Annotated in this window: 15 protein-coding genes and 1 pseudogene; 9 read left to right on the forward strand and 7 right to left on the reverse strand. The window is 65.9% G+C overall.

Translation table 11 applies throughout. From position 1 onward, the window contains the following. Window positions 1-55 precede the first annotated feature (55 nt). On the reverse strand, window positions 56-2386 hold the full coding sequence (locus JJ691_RS11570) for a tetratricopeptide repeat protein (protein ID WP_211768779.1): 2331 nt from the start codon (window positions 2384-2386) through the stop codon (window positions 56-58). Between the two features lie 310 nt (window positions 2387-2696). Between JJ691_RS11570 and JJ691_RS11575 the strand changes: the two genes are divergently transcribed. Together JJ691_RS11575 and JJ691_RS11580 are read left to right on the forward strand one after the other, a co-directional pair. Next, a complete protein-coding gene (locus JJ691_RS11575) occupies window positions 2697-2849 on the forward strand; it encodes a hypothetical protein (protein ID WP_211768780.1) in 153 nt (50 codons plus the stop codon). A gap of 921 nt (window positions 2850-3770) precedes the next feature. Further along, window positions 3771-5522 (forward strand): recombinase family protein, encoded by a 1752-nt coding sequence (locus tag JJ691_RS11580; RefSeq protein WP_249227842.1) that lies wholly within the window; start codon window positions 3771-3773, stop codon window positions 5520-5522. Here JJ691_RS11580 and JJ691_RS11585 read toward each other — a convergent pair. Beyond that, entirely contained in the window at window positions 5488-6105 is a 618-nt protein-coding gene (locus tag JJ691_RS11585; RefSeq protein ID WP_211768782.1) for a histone deacetylase, read from the reverse strand. The genes JJ691_RS11580 and JJ691_RS11585 overlap by 35 nt on opposite strands. A 589-nt stretch (window positions 6106-6694) precedes the next feature. Here JJ691_RS11585 and JJ691_RS11590 point away from each other — a divergent pair. From JJ691_RS11590 to JJ691_RS11605, 4 genes are all read left to right on the forward strand, one after another. After that, window positions 6695-7006 carry a transposase gene (locus JJ691_RS11590; protein ID WP_211768579.1) on the forward strand — a complete coding sequence of 104 codons (312 nt, stop codon included), beginning with the start codon at window positions 6695-6697 and terminating at the stop codon, window positions 7004-7006. A gap of 5 nt (window positions 7007-7011) precedes the next feature. Further along, a complete protein-coding gene (locus JJ691_RS11595) occupies window positions 7012-7929 on the forward strand; it encodes an IS3 family transposase (protein WP_211768578.1) in 918 nt (305 codons plus the stop codon). Window positions 7930-9009: 1080 nt separating this feature from the next. Continuing rightward, a complete protein-coding gene (locus JJ691_RS11600; RefSeq protein ID WP_249227843.1) occupies window positions 9010-9489 on the forward strand; it encodes a recombinase family protein in 480 nt (159 codons plus the stop codon). A 59-nt stretch (window positions 9490-9548) separates the two neighbouring features. Continuing rightward, on the forward strand, window positions 9549-9908 hold the full coding sequence (locus JJ691_RS11605; RefSeq protein WP_211768783.1) for a hypothetical protein: 360 nt from the start codon (window positions 9549-9551) through the stop codon (window positions 9906-9908). A 115-nt stretch (window positions 9909-10023) separates the two neighbouring features. Here JJ691_RS11605 and JJ691_RS11610 read toward each other — a convergent pair whose 3' ends face one another. Next, window positions 10024-12642 carry a tetratricopeptide repeat protein gene (locus tag JJ691_RS11610; protein WP_211768784.1) on the reverse strand — a complete coding sequence of 873 codons (2619 nt, stop codon included), beginning with the start codon at window positions 12640-12642 and terminating at the stop codon, window positions 10024-10026. Between the two features lie 92 nt (window positions 12643-12734). Here JJ691_RS11610 and JJ691_RS11615 point away from each other — a divergent pair, with 92 nt between their 5' ends. Next, window positions 12735-12980, forward strand: coding sequence for a hypothetical protein (locus tag JJ691_RS11615; protein ID WP_211768785.1), 246 nt, complete (start codon window positions 12735-12737; stop codon window positions 12978-12980). Between the two features lie 123 nt (window positions 12981-13103). On the opposite strand, the gene JJ691_RS11620 is transcribed toward JJ691_RS11615, so the two are convergent. Beyond that, complete coding sequence (locus JJ691_RS11620; RefSeq protein WP_211768786.1) at window positions 13104-13526, reverse strand: hypothetical protein; 423 nt, start codon at window positions 13524-13526, stop codon at window positions 13104-13106. Window positions 13527-14200: 674 nt separating this feature from the next. Here JJ691_RS11620 and JJ691_RS11625 point away from each other — a divergent pair. Further along, window positions 14201-17701, forward strand: coding sequence for a hypothetical protein (locus tag JJ691_RS11625; RefSeq protein ID WP_211768787.1), 3501 nt, complete (start codon window positions 14201-14203; stop codon window positions 17699-17701). Between the two features lie 61 nt (window positions 17702-17762). On the opposite strand, the gene JJ691_RS11630 is transcribed toward JJ691_RS11625, so the two are convergent. Together JJ691_RS11630 and purD are read right to left on the reverse strand one after the other, a co-directional pair. Then, window positions 17763-18014 (reverse strand): hypothetical protein, encoded by a 252-nt coding sequence (locus JJ691_RS11630; RefSeq protein ID WP_211768788.1) that lies wholly within the window; start codon window positions 18012-18014, stop codon window positions 17763-17765. A gap of 843 nt (window positions 18015-18857) precedes the next feature. Continuing rightward, a pseudogene (gene purD, locus JJ691_RS52200) lies at window positions 18858-20096 on the reverse strand (phosphoribosylamine--glycine ligase); the annotation flags it as partial. A gap of 357 nt (window positions 20097-20453) precedes the next feature. Here purD and JJ691_RS53325 point away from each other — a divergent pair. After that, window positions 20454-20696 carry a transposase family protein gene (locus tag JJ691_RS53325; protein WP_442912772.1) on the forward strand — a complete coding sequence of 81 codons (243 nt, stop codon included), beginning with the start codon at window positions 20454-20456 and terminating at the stop codon, window positions 20694-20696. A gap of 312 nt (window positions 20697-21008) precedes the next feature. Here JJ691_RS53325 and JJ691_RS11640 read toward each other — a convergent pair whose 3' ends face one another. Beyond that, complete coding sequence (locus tag JJ691_RS11640; RefSeq protein ID WP_211768790.1) at window positions 21009-21155, reverse strand: helix-turn-helix domain-containing protein; 147 nt, start codon at window positions 21153-21155, stop codon at window positions 21009-21011. Window positions 21156-21341: the final 186 nt, after the last annotated feature.

A 21341-nucleotide genomic window follows, 5' to 3' on the forward strand; every position in this document is an offset into this window, starting at 1 on the left:
AGTTGTCATGCCGGCAGGAGGTGCCCGAAGGCGGATTGGCGGGCCGTCGACTGCGTCAGAGTGAGAGCGGCGTTGCGGTGCGGTTGTCCAGGTCGTCGAGAAGTTGCAGGATCCAGTCGGCCCCGTCTGTGTCATTGTTACCCTGGAATGTGTGCAGCGCTCGGTTCCACGACGCTCGCGCCTCGTCGAACTCGCCAGCCTCCATCAGCGCCGAACCGATGTTGCCCCATGCCACGCCCTCACCGTCGTGATCGCTGAGCTCACGGCAGATGTCCAGATCGCGTTGGAAGGCGGTGAGGGCCTCTCCGAACCGCCCCGCCTTGAGCAGTGCCAACCCGACGTTGTGCCACGCAGTGCTCTCATGGTGGCGATCTCCGAGCTCAGCGAAGATGTCACGGGCGGTTTGGTGTGCGAGAACGGCTTCCTCGGGCCGTCCTAGCCCGATCAGCGCCCATCCGAGGCCGCCCCACGCCATGCCCGCGTCATGGCGGACGACGACGTCGTCGACGCAGGCGTCTAGGGCGCGCTGGAACACGGCGACGGCCTGCTCAAACCGGCCCGTCCCGACCAGCGCCAGGCCCAGGTTGTGCCACGCGGTGATCTCGCCATAACGGTTGCCGAGATCATGAAAGATGTCGCCGGCGATCTGGTGTGCTGCGATAGCCTCCTCGAACTGGTCCAGATGCCACAGGGCTAGGCCGATATGGCCCCACACCGCGCCTTCTCTGCCATGGTTGTCACCGAGTTCGAGGCAGATGCATAGGGCCTGCTGGAATGCGGAAATGGCTTGGCTGATTCGGCCCAGGTTGAGCTGCGCCAAGCCAACGTCGTTCCAGGCGTCAGCCAGGATGTACGGATCACCGACGTGGTGGGCGGCTTCGAGGGCAAGTTCCTGGACGGTGAGCAGATCGAGCAGGTGTCGGCGCCAGCCCAAGAACTTGTTCAGCGCGAGGGCGAGATTGATGGTGTGGGTGTGGCAGTTGATGCCTGCGGCTAGCTGTACCGTGGCGACGAGGTTGGGATGTTCGGTATCCAGCCAAGCCAGTGCCTCTTCCCGGTCGACGAATCGTTCCGACACGGCATCGTCGGGCAACATGCGCACGTGGGTGTCAGCAGCCCGCGTGGTGTCGCAGTAGTAGTCGAGTAGACGAGTGAGGGCAGCCTCGATGTTGTCATCGTCGTCGGGCCGGGCGTGGTCGGCGGCGTGGCGTCGGACCAGATCGTGCACGCGCCATCGATCAAGCACGGTAGCGGTGAGCAGGTAAGCCTGGAGCAGGACCCGCAGCAAGGCCCGCGCACGGTCGACGGTGGTGTCGGCCAGCACGGCGGCGGACTCCGTGGAGACGTCGATGCCGGGCGCGTGCGCGATCAGTGACAGCAATCGCGCAGCGTCCGGGGCCCGACGGCGCACTCGCTCGTAGGAAGCGGTCAACACCGTGTCGAGTCGGGTCTCGCCGTGGGCGAACCCATCGGTACTCGCGCGGTCCAGTTGACCGGCCAGGGTGTCGGCATCGAGGTGTGGTTCGTCGTTGAGCAGGCCAGCGGCGATCAGTAGCGCCAACGGCAACGCACCACAGGCTCGTACCAGGCGCGCCGCGCCCACCGGGTCGGTGAGGGCACGATCGTCCTCGGGGTTGTGCCACCGCAACCTCTGGTCCAGCATGGTGATTGCGTCCTCGAGAGGCAGGACGCCCAGCGCGAGACGCCGGGCGGAGGGGAGCGCCAGGGTGTCGCGGGTGGTGACCACGACCCGGTGGCCGCCGGAGGCTGGCAGCAACCCTTGCAGCTGGCTAGCGGTCGAGGCGTTGTCCAACACAAGCAAGACCGGTCGCCCGGCGGCACCGAGGTCGCGGAGCACCTGATCGTAGACAGCGGCGCGTTCATCGGTTTGGTCAGGAATTCGGTCGGCCGGGACGCCCAGCCGGCGGAGCAGCGGGGAGTACACCGCCGCCGCCGTCACGAGGCCGCCGTCGCTGTAGCCCTGCAAGTCGATCCAGAACACCCCACCAGAGAACCAGCGCAGCGCGGTTAGCGCACAGTGACGAGCCAGGGCGGACTTGCCGACGCCCCCCATCCCGGCCACCGCAGACACCACCACCGATGTAGCGCGATCGGCCCCATCCTCGGCTCCGGTGCAGGGCGCGAGGGCGGCGAGAAGTTGACTGACCTCTGCGTCACGGCCGACGAACACCTCGTTGCCGGGGACCGGAGGGTCTGCGAGCCGGGCAACGACCGTCCCAGCCTCCGGCACGCTCGGCGCGGGACAGTTCTCGTGGTGGTGGAACACGACATTGCCGTGAATCTCACCGGCCTGCACCGCTAGCCCAGACACCCCGCCCGTTACGGTGTTGTGCACCAGCTCCGGATCCGTATCCCCGTTGGTCACACCACAGCTTCCCATGGCTGGCCCATCATCCTCTCGCACCGCGCGGTACCGGCATTCTCGTCCGTGCCATCAGCGAGGATGCGCGGGTTACCCGTCCGTCGCCGCTCAGGTTCCGGCCCACGGTCGTCCGTGCAATGACCACAAGCCGTTGAGCCTCGACCTGCTCGGGCTGCCTTAGCCGTTCAGTCAGGTCCGTCTGCTGACGCCCGAGGAGTTCCTCACGGAGGCCGGACACCGGCGCATGCGCATGGGTGGAAATGCGGGACAGGACCTGGATCTGACCGGACTACATGAACTGCACCGTGCGGGTGTGCTGGTGCCGATGTTTCGCGTCAAGCTCGAACTAGGCCAGGTCGACTACGGGATCGAAGTAGCCGCCAGCCGCAACAGCAAGCACTCGACCTCGACGGTGATCTCCGACCTCTATACTGGCGCGTCTGAGGGGCCAGCAGCTGTGGTCTGATGCCGATGACGGCTACCCGTACGCCCGGCACCAGTTGCTCCCGTTGGAACAGACCTGGTTCGTCGTCTTGAGTCTGGAGTTGCTCCAAACCGGAAAGTACACACTCGGTGAGCTGCCCCGGCTTTTTGGAGGTGAACACACCCTCTGCCGTTTAATGAAAATGATCGTCAACTTCCGAGGCTTGACGACGCTGCCTCGTTGCATGCGAAACGCCGTGGGTCTCTGTGTGATGCACCCGTTCCGGGACTGTAGATCGCTCCGCCCTCGAGTCGGAACTGATCAAGGGGGTGTCATTGTGTGGGTGCGGTGGAGGGATGCCGGTTGCTGATCTTGACGAGGCGTCGTCTCGGTGGCTTTCGGGCGGTATTTGGGTAGGCGTCACCGCTTGCTGCCTCATCGGTGCAGTCATCGACGATCCAGTGTAGAACCTGACGCTGCCGGTCGTGGCGCGGCGCAGGTAGATGTACGCCGCTCGTCTCGGTCTCCGCTGGGTGGACGTGGCATCGACACAAGTGAGCTCAACTCATGAAATCGGCGGGTCGCTGCGTATCGACGCAACGTATCGGCACGCCTACCGTGGCTTATTCCATCGAGGGCGATGTTCGTGGCGCGCTGAAATCAACACCCGGGTACCGTGTTGCCTCTGAAGCGGGTCGATAGGCCCGATGTTAGGGGGCGGTAGTCAACCGCGATCTCAGGTGCGCAAGCTTGGCGGCAGTGATAGCCTACGATATCAGGGCCGGTCGCCGAACATGGGCAATGCTCAGCTATCACGAATTGCCTTGTATCACTGACCGATGCTTCAGGCATCGGCTGTCCGGAGAAGTAAACGCTCCACACCTAGCGTGGCGCCCCTCACGACGGGGAGGGCAAGTGGCCTTCGCTCCACATCGTGATCCTTGGGCGACCCTGGACGATCTCATGGGTATCGAGGTCGTTGACATTGTGGACGGGACGGTGGGGCCCGCGGCGTTCTATGGGCGGTGCTCGACCGAGGACAGGCAGGATCCGCGGACCTCGCGCGGCTGGCAGGTGGGTGCCGCGCGGCGGTTCATCGAACCGTTCGGCGCGGTGGTCGTGGAGGAATTCTTCGATGTCGGGCAGTCCCGGTCGGTGCCGTGGGAACGGCGTCCGGCCGCGTCCCGGTTGTTGGCAGCGTTGAAGGACCCGGATCGGCGCTGGACCGCGGTGGTGGTGGGGGAGGGGACGCGGTGCTGGTTCGGTAACCAGTTCTCGCTGGCCGCTCCACGTCTGGCTGCCTATGGTGTGGATCTGTGGGTGCCGGAGTTGGGCGGCCGGTTCGACGCCCGCAACCCGTCGCACACGATGCTGATGAGCGTGCTGGGCGGGATGAGCGCCTCGGAGCGACAACACGTGCAGGCCCGGGTGCGGGCCGCCATGGACGCTCAGGTGATCAACGAGGGCCGTCATCAGGGCGGCCGGGCGCCCTACGGGTACGTGGTGGTCGACGGTGGTCCGCACCCCAATCCGAGCCGGGCGGCGTTGGGGCAGCGTCTTCGGGTGCTGGCGCTGGATAAGCCGGCGGCGCGGGTGGTTCGGCGGATTTTCGCCGAGTGCCTGGACGGTATGGGGGACCGGGGGATCGCGGCGGGGCTCAATCGCGACGGTGTCTCGTGTCCCTCGGCGCGCCGGCCAGAGCAGAACCGCCACCGACGCGGGGACGGCTGGCAGGGCGGTACCGTGCGGGCGATTCTGAACAACCCGCGCTACACCGGATACGCCGTCTTCGGACGGTGGACGAAGTACGAGAAACTCCTGGACCCGGACGACGTTGCCGCCGGCTGTGTGGTGCGGTTCCGCCGCTCCGAGCCGGGCAAGGTGGTCCGCTCCCTCCGGCGCGCACACCCAGCGATCATCGACGTGGAGGACTTCACCCTGGTGCAGTTGCGGCGCCGAGCGAAGGCAGCCGGCGGGCTGGCAGCGCTGTCGGGGTCGGAACGTAGCGGTAGAACCACCACACGCGTGTACGTGCTGCGGGGACGCCTGCGGTGCGCGGTGTGTGGCCGGAAGATGCAAGCGGGCACACGACCCTGTGAGGTGTTCTATCGCTGTCTGGTGCGCACGCTGCGGCCGGATTCGCCAGTGCGGGCGTGGCATCCGGTGACGGTGTACATCCGGGAGTCGCTGATACGGGACGTGATTGATCGCTGGCTGGTCGCCCTGTTCGCCCCCGACCATGTCGACGAGACCGTGTCGGCCCTTGTGGCCTCGCAGACCACCGCCACGTCGAGCTCGACGGTCGAGGACGCCTCGCGGTCGTTGGTTGAAGCGGAGACAGGGTTGCGCCGATTTCGCAACGCGATAGCGAGCGGTGTCGACCCGGTGGCGATGGTGGACGGCATCAACCGCATGCAGGCGCAGCGAGCAGCCGCGCAGGCTGCACTGTCCAGCGCGGCCGCCCAGCCACGCCTGAGTCCGTCGCAGGTCCGGAGGCTTGTCACACGGTTGGGAGATGTCGAAGAGACTCTGAACGGGGGCAACGACGTGGCCGTGGAGGCGTTGTACGCGCGCCTTGGCCTGGCTGTGCGCTACGACGCATTCCAGTGTGCGGTCGAACTCTCTATCCATCCTGGCTGTCCGTCGGCGGCGGGGTCTGTTAGGAGGCCACGTTTGGCACTCACGGCCCTGTGCCTGACTCCCGACTCATCGTGAGACGCGGTGTGCCGTCAAGGTGGTGGGCGAGGCTGTCAGGTCGCCACGCAGTTGCGCCGTCGAGACCAGCGAGGTATACGGCGGCCTTATGGGCATCCCAGCCGTGCGCCGCGATGAGCCCTGCGCCCAGCATCCGTAAGTAGGGCAGCGACGGTGCGACGGTGGGTACGTCGGCTGCGTGCCACGGGGCCGTGAAGGTCACCATGGGCACACCATCGCGATAGCCGGGACACAGGAGTGTCTCGTATCTGCCGTCGCCGAGTTGGGCGCGCCCGGTGGTCAAGACGTCGGCCAGGTCCAGGTCGACGCCGGGCTCGCGGTACATCTCCTGCGCGGTGATGTCGGAGAACTGCTGGGTACTGATCAGCCAGCCGCGTGCTGCTGCCTGTCCGGGTAGTGTCGGGTCGTAGAAGGCGCGTCCTCCGTGCCAGACGGGGGAATGGGTCGCGAAGTACACGCCGCCGGGCAGCCAGACCGCGGCGCTACGGCGGGGTGGGCGCGGGTCGCGCGCGCCCGGATACGTTCGATTTCCGCCCGGTGGGGTGCCGCCGGACAAGTAGATGGCCAGTCGGTCGGCGTGCATATTGGAACCGTAGGACACGTACCAGATTGCCCGGTCAGCCATCCACAGCCTTTCGGTCGTCTGCTGCAGGGGAGCCGTAGATGATGGCCACTGAGCAGGAACTTTCGTCTCGCCCTGGCAGGTGTAACAGGCAACAACTGGTGTCTCACGCGAGACTGGCAGAGGGGGATCAGGCTGTGGGGTTCAGTCGTGACTTGCTCTCAGCGCGTCGAGGTGTTCGCGGATCTGGATAGCGCGGTCCGGGTCACCGTACTCGTCGAAAAGGCGGGCTGCCTCCTGCCAGCACCGGGTAGCTTCAGAACGTTACCCGGTGTTCTGCAGGGACATAGCCAGTATGTCCAACGGCTCGGCGACGAGCTCGACAAAATTGATCTCTCTGACTCGGCCCAGGGTGATCGTCTCTCGGCAGAGTGCGATGGTCGTCGCGTGCTCTCCCAACCGTTGCCATACTTGTGCCAGCAAACGCAACGCATACCCCTCGCCAGACACGTCGCCAGCACGGTGACCCAGGGCCAGGCCGTGCTTGAGGTTCCCCCGGTAGCTCGGAGACTTTCAAACATGGTCCGATAGGGCCTGAAGGGAGTCATCCGTGGCAGCACCGAAGAAGTACCCCGACGAGCTCAGGGCCCGCGCGGTCCGGCTGTACCGGGAGTCGGATCCGAAGCCGGTGATCCGCCGGTTGGCCGAACAGCTCGGCGTGCACCCCGAGGCGGTGCGCAACTGGATCCGCCAGGACGAGGCCGACCGCGGCGAGCGGGACGACCGGCCCACGACCAGCGAGTCAGAGGAACTGCGCCGGCTGCGGCGGGAGAACGCGGAACTCAAGCGTGCCAACGAGATCCTTAAGGCCGCGAGCGCTTTTTTCGCCTCGGAACTCGACCCGACCCGGCGACGGTCGTGAAGCTCGTGGGTCAGCTTCGTGGCCGCTTCGGGGTCGAGCCCGTCCTCCGGGTCCTCGGCGTCGCCTCGTCCACCTACTACGGCTGGCTACGCCGCCAGGCCGACCCGTCGCCGCGTCAGCGGCAGGACCAGGCGCTGGTCGCCGAGATCGTCGGCATCCACACCACCTCCGGCGGCACCTACGGCAGCCCGCGAGTACACGCGACGCTGCGCCGGCGCGGGGTTCGGGTGTCCCGCAAGCGGGTGGAGCGGCTGATGCGCGCCCACGAACTGCAGGGCGCGTTCCTGCGTAAGAAGTGGCGCATCCCCTCGACCCGGCGGGATCCTCGGGCCACACCGGCGCCGGACCTGGTCAACCGGGACTTCACCGCCTCGGCGCCGGACCGGCTGTGGGTCGCCGACGCCACCCGCATCCCAACCGGTGCGGGCGCGTTCTGGCTGGCCGCGGTCCGTGACGCGTTCTCCAATCGAATCGTGGGCTGGAAGACCAGCGACCGTTGCGATACCAATCTGGTGCTGGGAGCGTTGGAGTACGCGATCTGGTCGCGCGACGTGCGAGACGGCCAGTTGATCCACCACAGCGACCGCGGCTCGACCTACACGTCGTTCCGGTTCGCGCAACGCTTGGCGGACAACGGGATTCTGCCGTCGATGGGCTCGGTGGGTGACTCCTACGACAACGCGTTGATGGAAAACTTCTTCTCCACGCTGAAGATCGAGTTGGTGTATCGGCACTCGTGGCGCACCCGCGAGGAGGCCGAGAACGCGATCTTCGGCTATGTCGACGGCTGGTACAACACCGACCGTATCCAGAAGCAGCTCGGCTGGCTCAGCCCTGACGAGTACGAAGCCGCCTGGCACACCACCCAAACCGGACACGGCGAGCCATCTATGATCCCTGGGACCTCGACAAGAGCCAGGTAACCAATCCCTCCGAGATTTCGGGGGAACCTCAGCTCGCCGTGTCTGACCGCCTCTCGGTAACGGCCAAGGCCGCTACATGCCCAACTGAGGTGGTACTCCACCACAGCCTCTGACCTCGTCGGGGACCGGCACGGGAAGCAGGGAGGCGGCGGTCCCCGTAGGCCCTTCCGCTAGCTGTACTACGTGATGCCGCTTGGCTATCCAGCGTTCGCTGTCGTAGACGATGTTGTGGACCAGGCGCGTGCCGGGCGGTGTCTTGCGGTAACGGTTGGCGCTCCTCACCACGCGCTCGAGTTCCTGGTAGTAGCCCCGGTCTTGGGTCACCGTCAGCTGGCCGCCGGCGGCGAGCACATCGGCCACCAACTGCGCCGTGGGGGAGAGCGCGCGTTCTCGTGGCGGCGTGATCGACGGCGCTCATGTCGGTGTTTTCGCGCGACTATGGTTGCTGGTGTGCGGGGACAACGGCCGCCTCGATGGAAACGCGCCGTGCTGGAGTAGAGGTCCCGGCATCAGTCACGGTCGCCGCCCACACGCTGTTCTTGGTGCTGATCGCGACGAGTCGGCGGCTTTGCAACCCCCCGGGCTGTGATCTTGTAGGCGTGCTCCGTCATGACCCCGGCCGGGCAGCCGTCGGCAATCCAGCGAACGACCCGTTGTTGCCGCTCGGTGAGCGGCACGGTCAGACGCACATTGCTCGTCCACGCGCACGTCGCATGGTCGATGCGTTGCCGATAGGGTGACCCGAACCATCGAGATCATCACCGTCCGCGCATCGCACCCGCCTCGGCACGCCGCAACGGGTCACTGGTGTTCGCTGCCCGACTGCTCGTCGTCGACGAGGTGGTCAGGGGACTGGGCGCGTTGGGCCGCGGCCATGTGAGGAGAGCTCGTATTATGCTGGCCAACTCACCACGGCGCCATTCTCCGTGAGCGCCGGATACGTAGTGAACACGCCCGGTGAAGGTTATGTCGTGACCTCTCCGACGGTGCAATGTCCAAGTCCAGGCTGGCGACTGTGTGTTCAGCCCGCCGGTCGGGTCCTGCGTCTCATGCGAGACACCAAACAGCCGTGGAGGATCATTGGATCCTGCCGTGTCGATGTCGGAAACGGCGACGGCTGAAGGCGGTGAACAACGGCGGGAGCGCCGGGTCCCAGCGGCATGTCTTGGCTCACGTGTCGGCGAGGTCACCATCGCCCGCGGTCTCAGCCAGGATGGCATTGGCTGCCCTTCGGCGAGGCGGCCAGGACAGAACCGGCATCGCCGCGCAGACGGTTGGCAGGATGGCACCGTCCGCGCGATCCTGCAGAACCCCCGCTACACCAGCTACGCCGTGTTCGGACGATGGACCAAGCACGAGGAGCTCATCAACCCTGACGATGTGGCGGCAGGCCATATCGTCCGGTTCCGGCGATCACACCCGCAGAACGTCGTGCGGTCCCGCCGACCAGCGCACCCCGCCATCGTGACGGTTGGAGAGTTCACCCGTGCCCAGCTTCGGCGCCGGTCGCACGCGACCAACAAGATCGCATTGCCTCCAAGCGGCTGCGGCTGCGGCTGAGCGGCGTCGGCTACCGTCAGATCGAAGATCCCGAACGCTCTCCCGGCTGGACTTCACTGATGTCCGCCGAGGTTGACCGGCTGCTGGTGACGTGGGACAGGTTCACCGTCGCGCTGCGGATGAACGAGGGCTTCAACGGCACCGCCTACGCCGAGCTCAGGAGCGCGCTGACCGATCTCACGGCCGCCTGGCAAGGCATGGACGCGTTGCCCCGGCTGGGCGTGAACGTGCTGGTGGACATCGTGCCCACTGTGGACGCGATGACCATGAGCTACCCGGCGCCAACCTCGTCCAAGATCGGGGAAGCCGTGTTCGAACTGCAGGAATTGATCGCCGAGTGCGTCGCGCTCAGCGAGCAGGATGTCGAGTACGTCGAAAACCTGTCCGACGGTTCCTCAGACAGCGATCCAAGTGCGTGACGCATGCTCTGAACTGTGGCACCCGGTTTGTCGGCGGGGCCTTCTGCGTCGGCAGACGGTTCCAGGAAGCCGTGATCTCGGCGTTCGAGGAGTCCGCGCGCTTCGTGAACACGCGTCAGAGCACGAGGGTCTTGGAAACCCACGCCCGCCACATGTGATCCTCGGCGGCCCGCATGCCCTCATCGTCGTTCAGGCTGGTGTAAAGGGACAACGCCTTGCGTTGCGCGTTCACGGCGTCAGCCGGCGCATTGAACCGTAAGCACATTCCAAGTTGATGCCAAGCTCGGGCCTCACGCCGTGTGTCCCTGATACGGTGGAACAAAGCGATCGCCTCACGATATGACATGACTGCGGCGTCGATGGCCCCGGTCGCCGCATGCATGACGGCGATGTTCGCGAGTGTCATCGCTTGCCCGAACCAGTCATCACGGTCCTGGGTCAACTCGAGTGCGGTCTGATGCGCGGCGGAGGCACCCGCAAGGTCCCCCAGCTTCACCAGGACGCACCCAAGGTTGTTCGACGTCATTGCCTCGCCGTGGCAGTCGTTCATGTGACGGTAGACCCGGACGGCTTCCCGATGTGCCGCCGCAGCGCCGGCCAGATCACCTTGCTGCTCTCTCGCTTCAGCCCGGCGGGTCCACACCTGGGCAACAGTGCCTGTTGGCTTCTTCTGCTCCCCTAGGGCGATACTACGCTGGTAGGCCCCGTCGGCCTCCTCAGGCTGCCCGAGGCGCCGGTGGACGTAGCCGAGACTCGACCACGCATCGATCTCGGCCGTGACGTCACCCATTGACTGGCTGATCGTGATAGCCGTACGGTTTGCGTCGATGGCGTCACTGTTACGGCCCGCGGCAAGTAGAGCGTGGGTCATGCCCAGCCGCGATTGCACCTCGGTCGCGTAGTCCCCGATTGTCCGGCACATCTGCGTGGCTCGCGAGAAAGTCTCGACTGCTTCCTCCAACTGCCGGTTATCTCTCAACTTGCAACCCAGATTCATTAACGCTGCCGCTTCTTTGCGAGTGTTTCCCGATTGCTGGTAGGAATCGACGGCGGTACGGCTGGCCTGCAATGCTTCATCATGCCGCCCGACTCTTCCGAGTGCGGTGCCCAAGTTGTTCCATGCCTTGGCGGCGCTGTGAATGTCGTCGGTGCTGGTGTGTATGTCGATCGCGGTTCGGTAGAGGTCGATCGCTTCGATGGGACGGCCGACCTCCATGAGGGCGAGGCCGAGGTTGTTCGCCATGTCCGCGCGCGTCGCCAGGTCGTCCAGGCTGCACGCGCTTGCGTACGCAAGCTGAGCGGTCACGAGTCGGTCGGCGATGATGCCATGCTTGTCCTGGTACCACGTCAATTGACTGCACAGCACTGACGCGTAGCCGTATTCGCCCGATTCGGCGGCCCGGTGTGCGACCGCGAGCAGCGTGGCGTACTCGTTGTTCAGCCACCGCAACGCGACGTCGCTGTTGGTGAAGCGGTTGCGAACCGGCTTGTCCGGCAGTGCGGTCTGGTGATGCATGGCGTCTTCGGCGGTGCGGGTGTAATGATCTATCAGGCGGCGATTGGCAGCATGCAGGTCGGATGAGCTGAGGCCTGCGTCGTGGGTCGCGGTGTGGACGCGCACGAGGTCGTGCATGTGCCAGCGCTGGTCGGTGTGGGTCAGTAGGTGGGCCTGGCGCAGTGTGCGCAGCAACGGGACAGTGCGGCCCTCGGACGCGTCGTTGAGGACCGCGGCGACCGAAGTGGGGCATGTCGGTGTGACTGCCAGGCAGAGCAGCCGCAACAGTCGCGCCGCTGCCTGGTTTCGGCGAAACAAGCGGTGCCAGGACAGGTCAAGTACCGCGGCTACTGCCTGCTCGCCGTGGACAAAGCCAACGATTCCAGCCTCGGTCAGTTCTGCCGCGAGCTGACCGGCGGTGAGTTCGGGTTCGTCGGCGAGGATGGCGGCGACGATCCGCAGTGCGAGTGGGAGTCGTCCGCACGTGCGAACCAGTTCGCGTGCGCCGGCGGGATCGTCGGCGATTCGCCGGTCACCCCGTGCCAGATCGGAGAGTGCGCTGTCGAGCAGCGTGGTTGCGTTGGCCGCGGTCGGGACGTCAAGGGAGAACCCGCGGGCCCCGGGAAGGGCCAGTGTGTCGCGGGTGGTGATCAATACCCGGTGTGCGTCGTGGGTGGGGAGCAGTGCGCGAATCTGGTCGGCGGCGGAGACGTTGTCGAACAGCAGCAGGACCGGGTCGCCGGCCCGCCCCAACGCGTCCAGTCGCTGGTGGTAGGCGGCCGCCCGTGCGCCGGGGTCGGCCGGAATGTCGGGCGGGTTGAGACCCAGGAGCTGCACCAGAGCGGGTACCACGGCCTCGGCGCGAAGACCGCCGTCCGCGCGATACCCCAGCATGTCGACGGAGAATGCGCCCCCGGAGAACCTCTTGGCGTCGACTGCGGCCCGCACGCACCGCATCGCCAGGGCGGTCTTGCCGACGCCGCCCATTCCGGCGATGTAGGAGACGCACGCGCCGGCATCGGGGCTCAGAAGGGAGGTGACGCGGGTGGATTCCTCGTTCCGTCCGACGAAGACGTCCGTGTTCGCCACTGAGGGGCCATGTACCGGCGTTACTGCGGCAACAGCTGTATGCGCGGGCGACCCGCCCAGGTTGACCGCGCCGATGCTGCCTGCTTGCACGACGGTCCCGATTGCCTGGCTGGAGTCGACGGTGTTGTGAACTTCTGTCAGCGTGTCCACGTGCAGATTGTCTCCAGCCGTGCGCTGGACCGATCAGCGGGGGTGTCCCTATGTCGTTGTCAAGCCGCGGCTGCGGCGGGGACCGGTTCGGGATGCCGGTCACGATCGAACAGTCAGGAGGGAGCGGCACGCCCATCACGGTCACGTACATCAACTGCGCCGCCGACGTCACCGTGACCGCGCAAGGAATCAACAACGGCGCCGCATATGTCTACGTCAATCAGTGCTACAACGTCCCCAGCGGGGGTGGTCAGCAGTGGGTCTTCGGGCCGGGCTACATCCCGTTCCCGTCTGAGGACACGCACAACTGGAGTACGGCAATCTGCTTGTATGGCTGATCGCCGGATTTCACGTAGTGAGTGATGCTCATGACGGTGTTGGGGTGGTGACGCCCACCCCAACACCGTCACGCTCGAGTCTGGGCGCGACCATGGCGGCGCTCTCCTTGCTCGAGCGGTCGGTCATCGGTGATGAATGTTGATCGCGTTGTCCCCGGTGGAGATTGTTCCGGTGTTGTTCCCGCCGACGACGACCCCGCCGTGACTCACGGTGGCGAGCACTGTGGCGGCGCCGGCGTCCTGGGCCTGGCGAACAACTTTGTCGAGGCGGTGGGCGAACTCAGCGTCATCTTCGGCGGCATCCTCGAGCGCCAGCTGCACCCGGGCCTTGGTCCGGTCGGCTACCTGTCCGGTGTCCGCAGCCTCCGCCTCCAGTCGCTCAAGTGAGGGATCCGAGCCGAGTTTGGTGACGACGACGTCGTGAACCCGTTCGAGGGTGAGGTCGATGGCCTTGTCGACGATCTCGTCTGCCTGCTTGCCTGCCCGGTTGGCCTTCCTGACTGTCCACGCGATCAAGAACCCCACCGCGACCTCGACACCTGTCATACCTACATGCCCGTCTGCTCGATCCAACGCCGCCCTGGCGACGGCGCACTGTCACCGTGATGCTCGTACATCGCGGAGCGCATCGGACCGTAACAGCCACGCTCCACCCGTGTGGACAGGCTCATCCGCCGGGGATCGGAATGCTCGGCCAGCGAGCCGTGCGGCTTGCGCCATCTCCATTGAGTGAACTGCTCTATCACCGTCTCCCAGAGGCCGATTCCTGTTCTTGCTGAAGGCGGATTCTGTCAACGGTGTGAGGGAAGAGGACGATCGGTGGACCGGGCCGGCTGTGCCGAGCATGAGGCTCGGAAGGCAGCGGGCCCGAGTAGGCCGTCTGAGGTGCGGGGGAGTGTCTTGTCATTGTTCCAGCAGGTCAGCAGAACACTCGCCCTGCTGGCGATCGTCTCGTATGCGCCGGCCGCATGGCGACCAGGATCGGCGATACGTCGCGGCTGATGTGACGCTGGGCTGTTCGGGTGATCGCCGGCGACATGGGCTCAATTGCGGCCGCACGACGGGTTTCCGTGGCAGGCTCGCGTGGTGGATGTCGCCGTTCTTGCCGTCGAGTTGCTTAGGACACAGGCCGGTGATGCTTCCGTCCGCTGCATGGACTTGGGTCGAACCTCCTCCGACATCTCGTCGTCCGGCGCCGGGACGATCAACTCCCATCGGCGATGACAGTCGACGGCAGCAACCACGGCATCCTTTCCACCGGTGCCCACGCGATCAACATCCAGCTCGGCAACGCCCCCGTGCGGTCGCAGTACCTTCGGCAGGTCCGCCGGATCGTTCCCGCGGAGTTGCACGGCCGCGAGTCCGAACTCGCCGCCCTGACCGCTTTTTGCACCGCGGCGCAAGGCGGCTACACCTGGTGGCGGGCAGAGGCGTGGTCAGGCAAATCGGCGCTGATGTCCTGGTTCGTGCTGAACCCACCTCCCGGCGTGCGGATCGTCTCGTTCTTCATCACCGCCCGCCTCGCCGCCCAGAACGACCGGGGGGCCTTCGTCGAGAACGTGCTGGAGCAGCTGCTGGCCCTGCTCGGCGAGCCCATGCCGCCCTTCCTCTCCGCTGCCACCCGCGAGGCTCACCTCCTCGCACGCCTCGCAGACGCCGCCGAAGCCTGCAGGGAGCGCCGCGAACGCCTTGTGCTCCTCGTCGATGGCTTGGACGAGGATCGTGGTTCGGACGAGCACAGCATCGCTGCCCTCCTGCCCATTGACCTGCCGGCCGGCTTGCGGGTCATTGTCGCCGGCCGCCCGAACCCTCCCATCCCGGACGACGTTCCACCGCACCATCCGCTGCGGACTCGCGCCATCATCCGGCCGCTAACACCGTCCACACAGGCCCAAGTGATCCGGGCCGAGATGATGAAGGATCTCAAGCACCTGTTGCACGGCACGAAGTCCGAGCAGGACCTCCTGGGTTTCGTGACCGCCGCCGGCGGCGGCCTCTCGGTCGCCGACCTGGCCGAGCTGACCGGCTTGCTGGCGTGGGAGATCGAAGATCGGCTCCGCACCGTCAGCGGCCGCAGTTTCTCAGTCCGGCCCGCCACGCTCGTCGCAGATGGCCCAGGTGTGGTCCTCCTGGGACACGAGGAACTTCAGGGGCAGGCCGTCACACTGCTCGGGCCGGAACGCCTCGCCGGTTACCGAGACGGCCTGCACGCATGGGCCCAACGCTACCGATCGCGACAGTGGCCCACGGAGACACCGGAGTACTTGCTGCGGGGCTACTTCCGGATGCTGACCACAATCGACGACCTGCCGGCGATGATCGCGTGTGCCACCGATCCACGTCGGCAGGACCGGATGATCGACCTGTCGGGCGGCGACGCTCTCGCCCTCGCCGAGATCGCTGCGACGATGGCCGTCATCGCAGCTCGTGACGCCCCGGACTTGGTTGTCCTGACGCGATTGGGCGTTCACCGGGACCATCTACGCGACCGCAACGCAGATGTGACGGCCGAGCTGCCTGCGGCGTGGGCTGCCCTGGGGCGGTTCGACCGTGCCGAGTCCATTGCCGAGTCCATCACGAATTCGGATGTACAAGCCGAGGCATTCGCACGTGTGGCCCACGCGCGGGTCGAGGCAGGGCACTATTCCCGGGCGGTCGAACTTCTCGGTCGGGCCGAGCCCGCGATCGGTGACTCGTTTGGCGAGGTCGTGGAGGCGGCGATGGCCCCGGCGTTGGCGATGCTGGGCGACGCCGAGCGCGCCTGTACGTTGGCTGGCAGCATCGGCGCGTTCCACGATCGAGCTGTCATCATCCGCAAAGTGACCGCAGTCGTCGCGAGCGCTGCCGCCGATCGAGCCGAAGTCATGGCTCAGTCCTTCGACTCCCTTTACGACCAGTGCATGGCTTTGACTGCGGTAGCTGCAGCTTTCGGCGCATCCGGCGAAACAGGTCGCCTGGCAGATATCGTCGAGCGAGTCCGTGATCTCGTCCGCACGGAGGCCTTGGACAACCCGGGCATGGAGGTCGACGTGCTCGCGGCGATGGCCGTCGAGCTCGCTGAGACTGGGACGATGGCACACGTCGAGGATCTCCTGCGGGATGCCGAGAGGATCCTTGACGAACTCGACTACGACCACCTGAGGAGGCCGCTGGCTGAGGCATGGACCACGGTCGGCGACCTGAACCGCGCCTCGGTGCTCGCCTGCGGCATCGCGGACGAGTACGACCGGACGAAGGCCCTGGTCACGTTGGCATGCGGCCTGGCTGCGGCCGGACGCGCAGGACAAGCAGTTGAGGTCCTGGACCATGCTCTAGAGGTCGCACACTCAGTCGAGGATGGGATCGACACCGAAGCTCTGGCACTGGTTGCCGAGGGGTTCGTCGAGATCGGAGACGCCAATCGAGGGGTGCGCGTGGCGCTGTCGATCGAAGGAGCGCGGGAGTCCGGACGCGCCCTTGCACGGCTCGGCGAGATCTTGGCATCGGCTGGCGAGCGCGAGACAGCGGCCAGCGTTCTTGTCTTCGCTGATCGGATTGCCCGCGTCAGGACCGGGCATCACAGCCATTGCGGGGCTCTGGTCACAGCCGCTGAACGCCTTGCAGGACGAGGCGACGTCGACCGGGTGCTGGTGGTTCTCAACCTCATCGAGGACATGGTGCGCACCAGCATGCCTGACGAAGATACGTTGTCGGTGCGTTGGGCGGCGGGCGTTGCGGCATTGTGCGGCGACATGGACCGGGCCGATCGAATCATTGCGTTGCTTGCTGATCAAGAGGCTCGTGTCGGAGTGTGGGTGTCCATCGCCACCCGGCTGGCTGAGGCAGGGTGCGGCCCTCAGGTGGTAGACGCCCTCCGACGTGCCGGGCCCTTCGTCTCTTGGGTCGGCGCCAGCAGATGGAGACGGAGTGAACCGGCGTCGATTGTGCGGGGGCTTGCGACTGCCGGCTACCTTGAGACGGCAGAGGCAATCGCCCGCTCGGTGCCTGGGCCCGATCTGCAGGCCGATCTTCTGGCGACAGCGGCAAGGGCAGCGGCCCAGTCAGCTGACGCCGACCGAGCCGCTGAGATCACGGGATGGATCGAACAGATCGTCCACGAGACGGCTCAAACCCTGGGCCCGCGCCGTCCGGACGAGGCACTGGTGGAGGTGTTGGCTCTCACCGGTGACGTCGGCCTTGCCGAGGCGATAACCCGGTCCGACCACGATGACAGGCGGCGGGGCTATTCGTGGGAGGCGCTGGCTCGGGCGGCGGCGACGACTGGGGATCCCGTACGGGCCAAGCGAATCCTCAACTCCGGCAACGTCGAGTGGCACGGCGACGCGCCCGTGCGGGTGGCGGCCGCTGCTGCTGCGGCAGGTTATGCCGACGATGCGGTCGAGATCGCCGACGCCATCACGAAGCCTTACTTCCGAGCAAAGGCATTGCTGCACATGACTCGTGCGATGGCCAACGCCGGCGACACAGTTGGTGCGGAGCGGACCGCCGACATGATCACCGATGAGGAGCACCGAGCGCAGGCGCTGCTGGCCGTGCTGCGCGCTCGCCCGACACCGGCTGATCCGCGAGACGTCGCTGAGGTGCTGCTGCTCACGTACTGGCAATCGGCTTTGCCGGAAGTCTTGGCGTCCGCGCCGGACGCGCTGGAAGAGATCCTGGCCGAGGTCGACGTCGTGTACGGCAAGCACGTGGATGGTCGCGAGGGTCTCGAATGGAAGTGACGAACGGAGGCGTGAGGCGTCGCTGTCGTGCCCGGAGGCGATAGGACCCGCCGACATACGGCTACAGGGTGAGCCTCGCCGTGACCGCGGCCAGATCGCGTTTCATGTCCTCGACGTCCGGGTTGTTGATGTGGAGCTTCTTCGCGATCTGACCGAATGTCTGCTGCTGGAGATAGAACGCGGTAGCCAGGAAGCCTTCGACGTAACCCTCGAACGCGGACAACACGCCGAGCGTGATCGCCGGGGCCGAGGCGCGTGCGTCGTCGGGGTTGTCCTGTTTGCGCGGGTGTAGCGCCATCACATTCGCGGGCACGATAAGGGCCTTGGCGAACCGGTCGACGCAGGTTTGCAGCTCTGAGCTGGGAGCGGGGTGGGCCGGCTGCCATGGCGTGCTCCTGACGGTTGACGCTGCGTCGCTCGATCGATGGTGTCAGCCGTCGACTTCGGGCAGTAGGCTGCCGACCGTGCTCGGCCCGCCAGCCGCCGAGAGAGCGTCGATGAGGTCTTGAGGTGAGCGCATCAGGCGCGGATTTGCTTTAAGGATATGGATCTCTTCGCTTGTGGGCTCCCAGCAGGCAATTCGGCCCGCCGTCTTGATCAAGAGAATGGCGCTCGTGCAGATGACGACTTCGTCGTGAGGTTTGCACGCCTCCAGCAACCGCGCGACCACGTTCGCCGCTAGTTCATCGTGCGCGGGCTGCGGCGCGTCGAGGTGCAGTGAGATGTCCCGGATGGTCCGAGCCTGCACGGCGGCGCCGACCTTGCTGGCCGTCAGCCGGTTGTCCACAGCCGCCGTGAGCATCTGGCTCAAGGTTTCCTCTGCCTGGGAATCCTTCTGCCTGACGAACAACCGTTGAAACCATGATCCGCGCTCGGGAGCGTCACGGGCGACAACCTCGTATCCTGCGGTCTCCAGAATGTCGACCACGGCGTCGCGCAAGGCCTCGCCGTCGTCGTTGGAGGTGTAGACCGTGATCTCCTCCAGATTGCCCCGTTCGTTGTCGACAGAGGTCCGCTCCAGAGCAGCCAGTTGATCTAGGGTGTGGGCGACCTCAGCTTCGCGTCGCTGGGGATCGTCATAGGGCGCCCGAGCGTGAGAGCTTTCGCCTGTCTGGTATGCGAAGTAGCCGAGGTCTTCCAGGGTGTCTGCCTCGCCGCCGCGCACGGCATGCAGCGCGATGTCCGTTCGATGGTGCGAACCGGTGAGGTGCACTGAGGCCACCCGTCGGTAGGCGGCGTCCCTGGCGGTCGCAAGGTCGTCACCAAGCCCGACTACCGACAGCACTCGACCGCCGGACGAGACGATCGCGCCGTCGTCACGACGACGAGTGCCGGCATGCAGCACTCCCTCAGCGTCCGCGCCGGTGATCACATCGCCGGTACGGGGCCGGCCGGGGTAGCCCTCGGCGGCGATCACCACGGTCACCGCAGCGCCGGGGTCCCACTCCAACGGTGGGTGCTCAGCCAGCCTGCCCTCAGCGGCGGCCAGCAGCAGTCCGGCCAACGGAGAGCGCAGCAACGCCAGCACGGATTGGGTCTCGGGGTCGCCGAACCGACAGTTGAACTCGATCACCTGCGGGCCATCGGAGGTCAGCGCTAGCCCGGCGTACAGCACGCCGGAGAATGGACTGCCGCGCTCGGCCAGTTCGTCCACCACAGGCTGCACGATGCGGGCGACGACATCGTCGGTCAACCCTTCCGGCGCCCACGGCAGCGGGCTGTACGACCCCATGCCCCCGGTGTTAGGGCCGGCCTCTTTGTCACCGACCCGCTTGAAGTCCTGTGCCAGCAGCAGCGGCACCACGGTGGTCCCGTCAACCACGCAGAACAGGGATGCCTCAGGTCCATCGAGAAACGATTCGACCAGCACCGGATGCCCGCCGTCGAGCAGGTGCATCGCATGCGCACGGGCGAGGTCGTAGTCCGTGGTGACGACGACGCCTTTGCCGGCGGCAAGCCCGTCATCCTTGACCACCCAAGGCGGTCCGAACCGGTGCAGCGCGGCGTCCAGATGTGCTGGCGTACCGATGAGTTCGCTGCGGGCGGTGGGTACGTCGGCAGCCCGCATGACATCCTTGGCGAACGCCTTGGAGCCCTCGATGCGGGCGGCTTCCCTGGACGGCCCGAAGCACGGAATGCCGGCGTCGCGCACAGGGTCGGCGGCACCGGCGACCAGCGGCAACTCAGACCCGATCACTACCAGGCCGGCGTTCCACTCCTTGGCGAGGGCGGCGACAGCAGTCGGATCAGTGAGGTCGATGCCGTACGTCTCGCACACAGCCGAGGTGCCAGCGTTGCCGGGGGCGCAGGCCACCGCGGTAACCGACAGGTCCTTCAAGAAGGCGAGGACCAGAGCATGCTCGCGGGCCCCTGACCCGATGATGAGGACGCGCATGACAAGCAGCGTAGAGGGTTCAGTCGACGTAGAGTGCCGTATCGCTGACGAACCACATTACCGGATTAACCGACCGCTGGCAGACGGTGACAACGCACACGGGCCGATCGCAGTCAGCAGCCGATGCAGATTGCCGGGATAGGCAAAGGCCGTTGGATCCGCTCGGTGTCGAGCATGAGAAGAGGGAGGAACGATGACGGGCTCTGGCTCAAGTTTTGTTTAGCGGTCCAGTCACGAAGCGTCGTGGCGCGGGTGAAGATCACAGTGCCTTTTGCCTCTTGATCGATATCGTTGCGGATCGTGTGTTCGGAGTTGCCCTCGTGCGAGGGAACGTTGTTGCTGGGCCTGGCGAACGTGGTGCTGACCGATCTTCGGGTAGAAGGCGGCGAGCTGCGTGCTGTCGTCCGTGCCGACAGCGACGGAGTTGCGTGCCCTGCACGCGGGACGTGGTCTGGTCGAGTCCATGGGAGCTACACGCCGTCGGTGTGCGATTTGCCTGTGGGCGGGCGCAGTACCGCGTTTGTGATGCGGGTACGTCGTTTCGTCTGCGCTGCCCAGGAGTGTCCACGTAGGACTTCGTGCAGCAGATGCCAGGCCTGACACGTCGTCACAGTCGCTGGTCGGAGCGACTGCGGTCGGGATGGCACCAGTGGTCGCGGCGGCGGTGCCGATGGTGATGGGGTTCAGGGGCTGGGAGGCCGCTGTGGAGCAGGCACCTAGACGAGCGGTCTGGGCGGTAAACCTGTTCGGAGTGAGTGGTCCCACCATCGACTCGTGAACCGAGCAAGGCTCATGCTGGCGCTGAACTCTACCCGTGCCTCGGCTTGAGTTTTTCAACGTGACTCAAATCGTGGTCGGGTGTCGATCGTGTTGCTCGCCGTGGGCACGCTCATCCCGGTGACTACCGGCGTCTCAGGCCGTGGGGTTGATGAGTGCGTCGGCCCGGGGTGTGCGGTGGTACAGCACGGATCCACCGACACGGGTCCGGGTGACCAGTCCGTTGGCCAGGAGCACGGCGAGGTGTTGGCTGATCGCCCCGGGAGTGACAGCGAGCCGCATCGCCAACGGGCGACGTCCTCGGGCGTGAACCGCCAGGTGATCATGACTGTGACTCAGGTTTAGGCACAGCTAAAAGTCTCGCGGAGTAGGTCTGCGAAGTCCAGAGTCAGACGCATGACCGGTACATCTCTCGACACCGAAACCTCGCGTTGATTTAGGAAGCTGCAGGGTGCCTTCAGCCTGGTG

This window comes from Kutzneria sp. CA-103260 (assembly GCF_018263855.1).
Taxonomy (GTDB): domain Bacteria; phylum Actinomycetota; class Actinomycetes; order Mycobacteriales; family Pseudonocardiaceae; genus Kutzneria.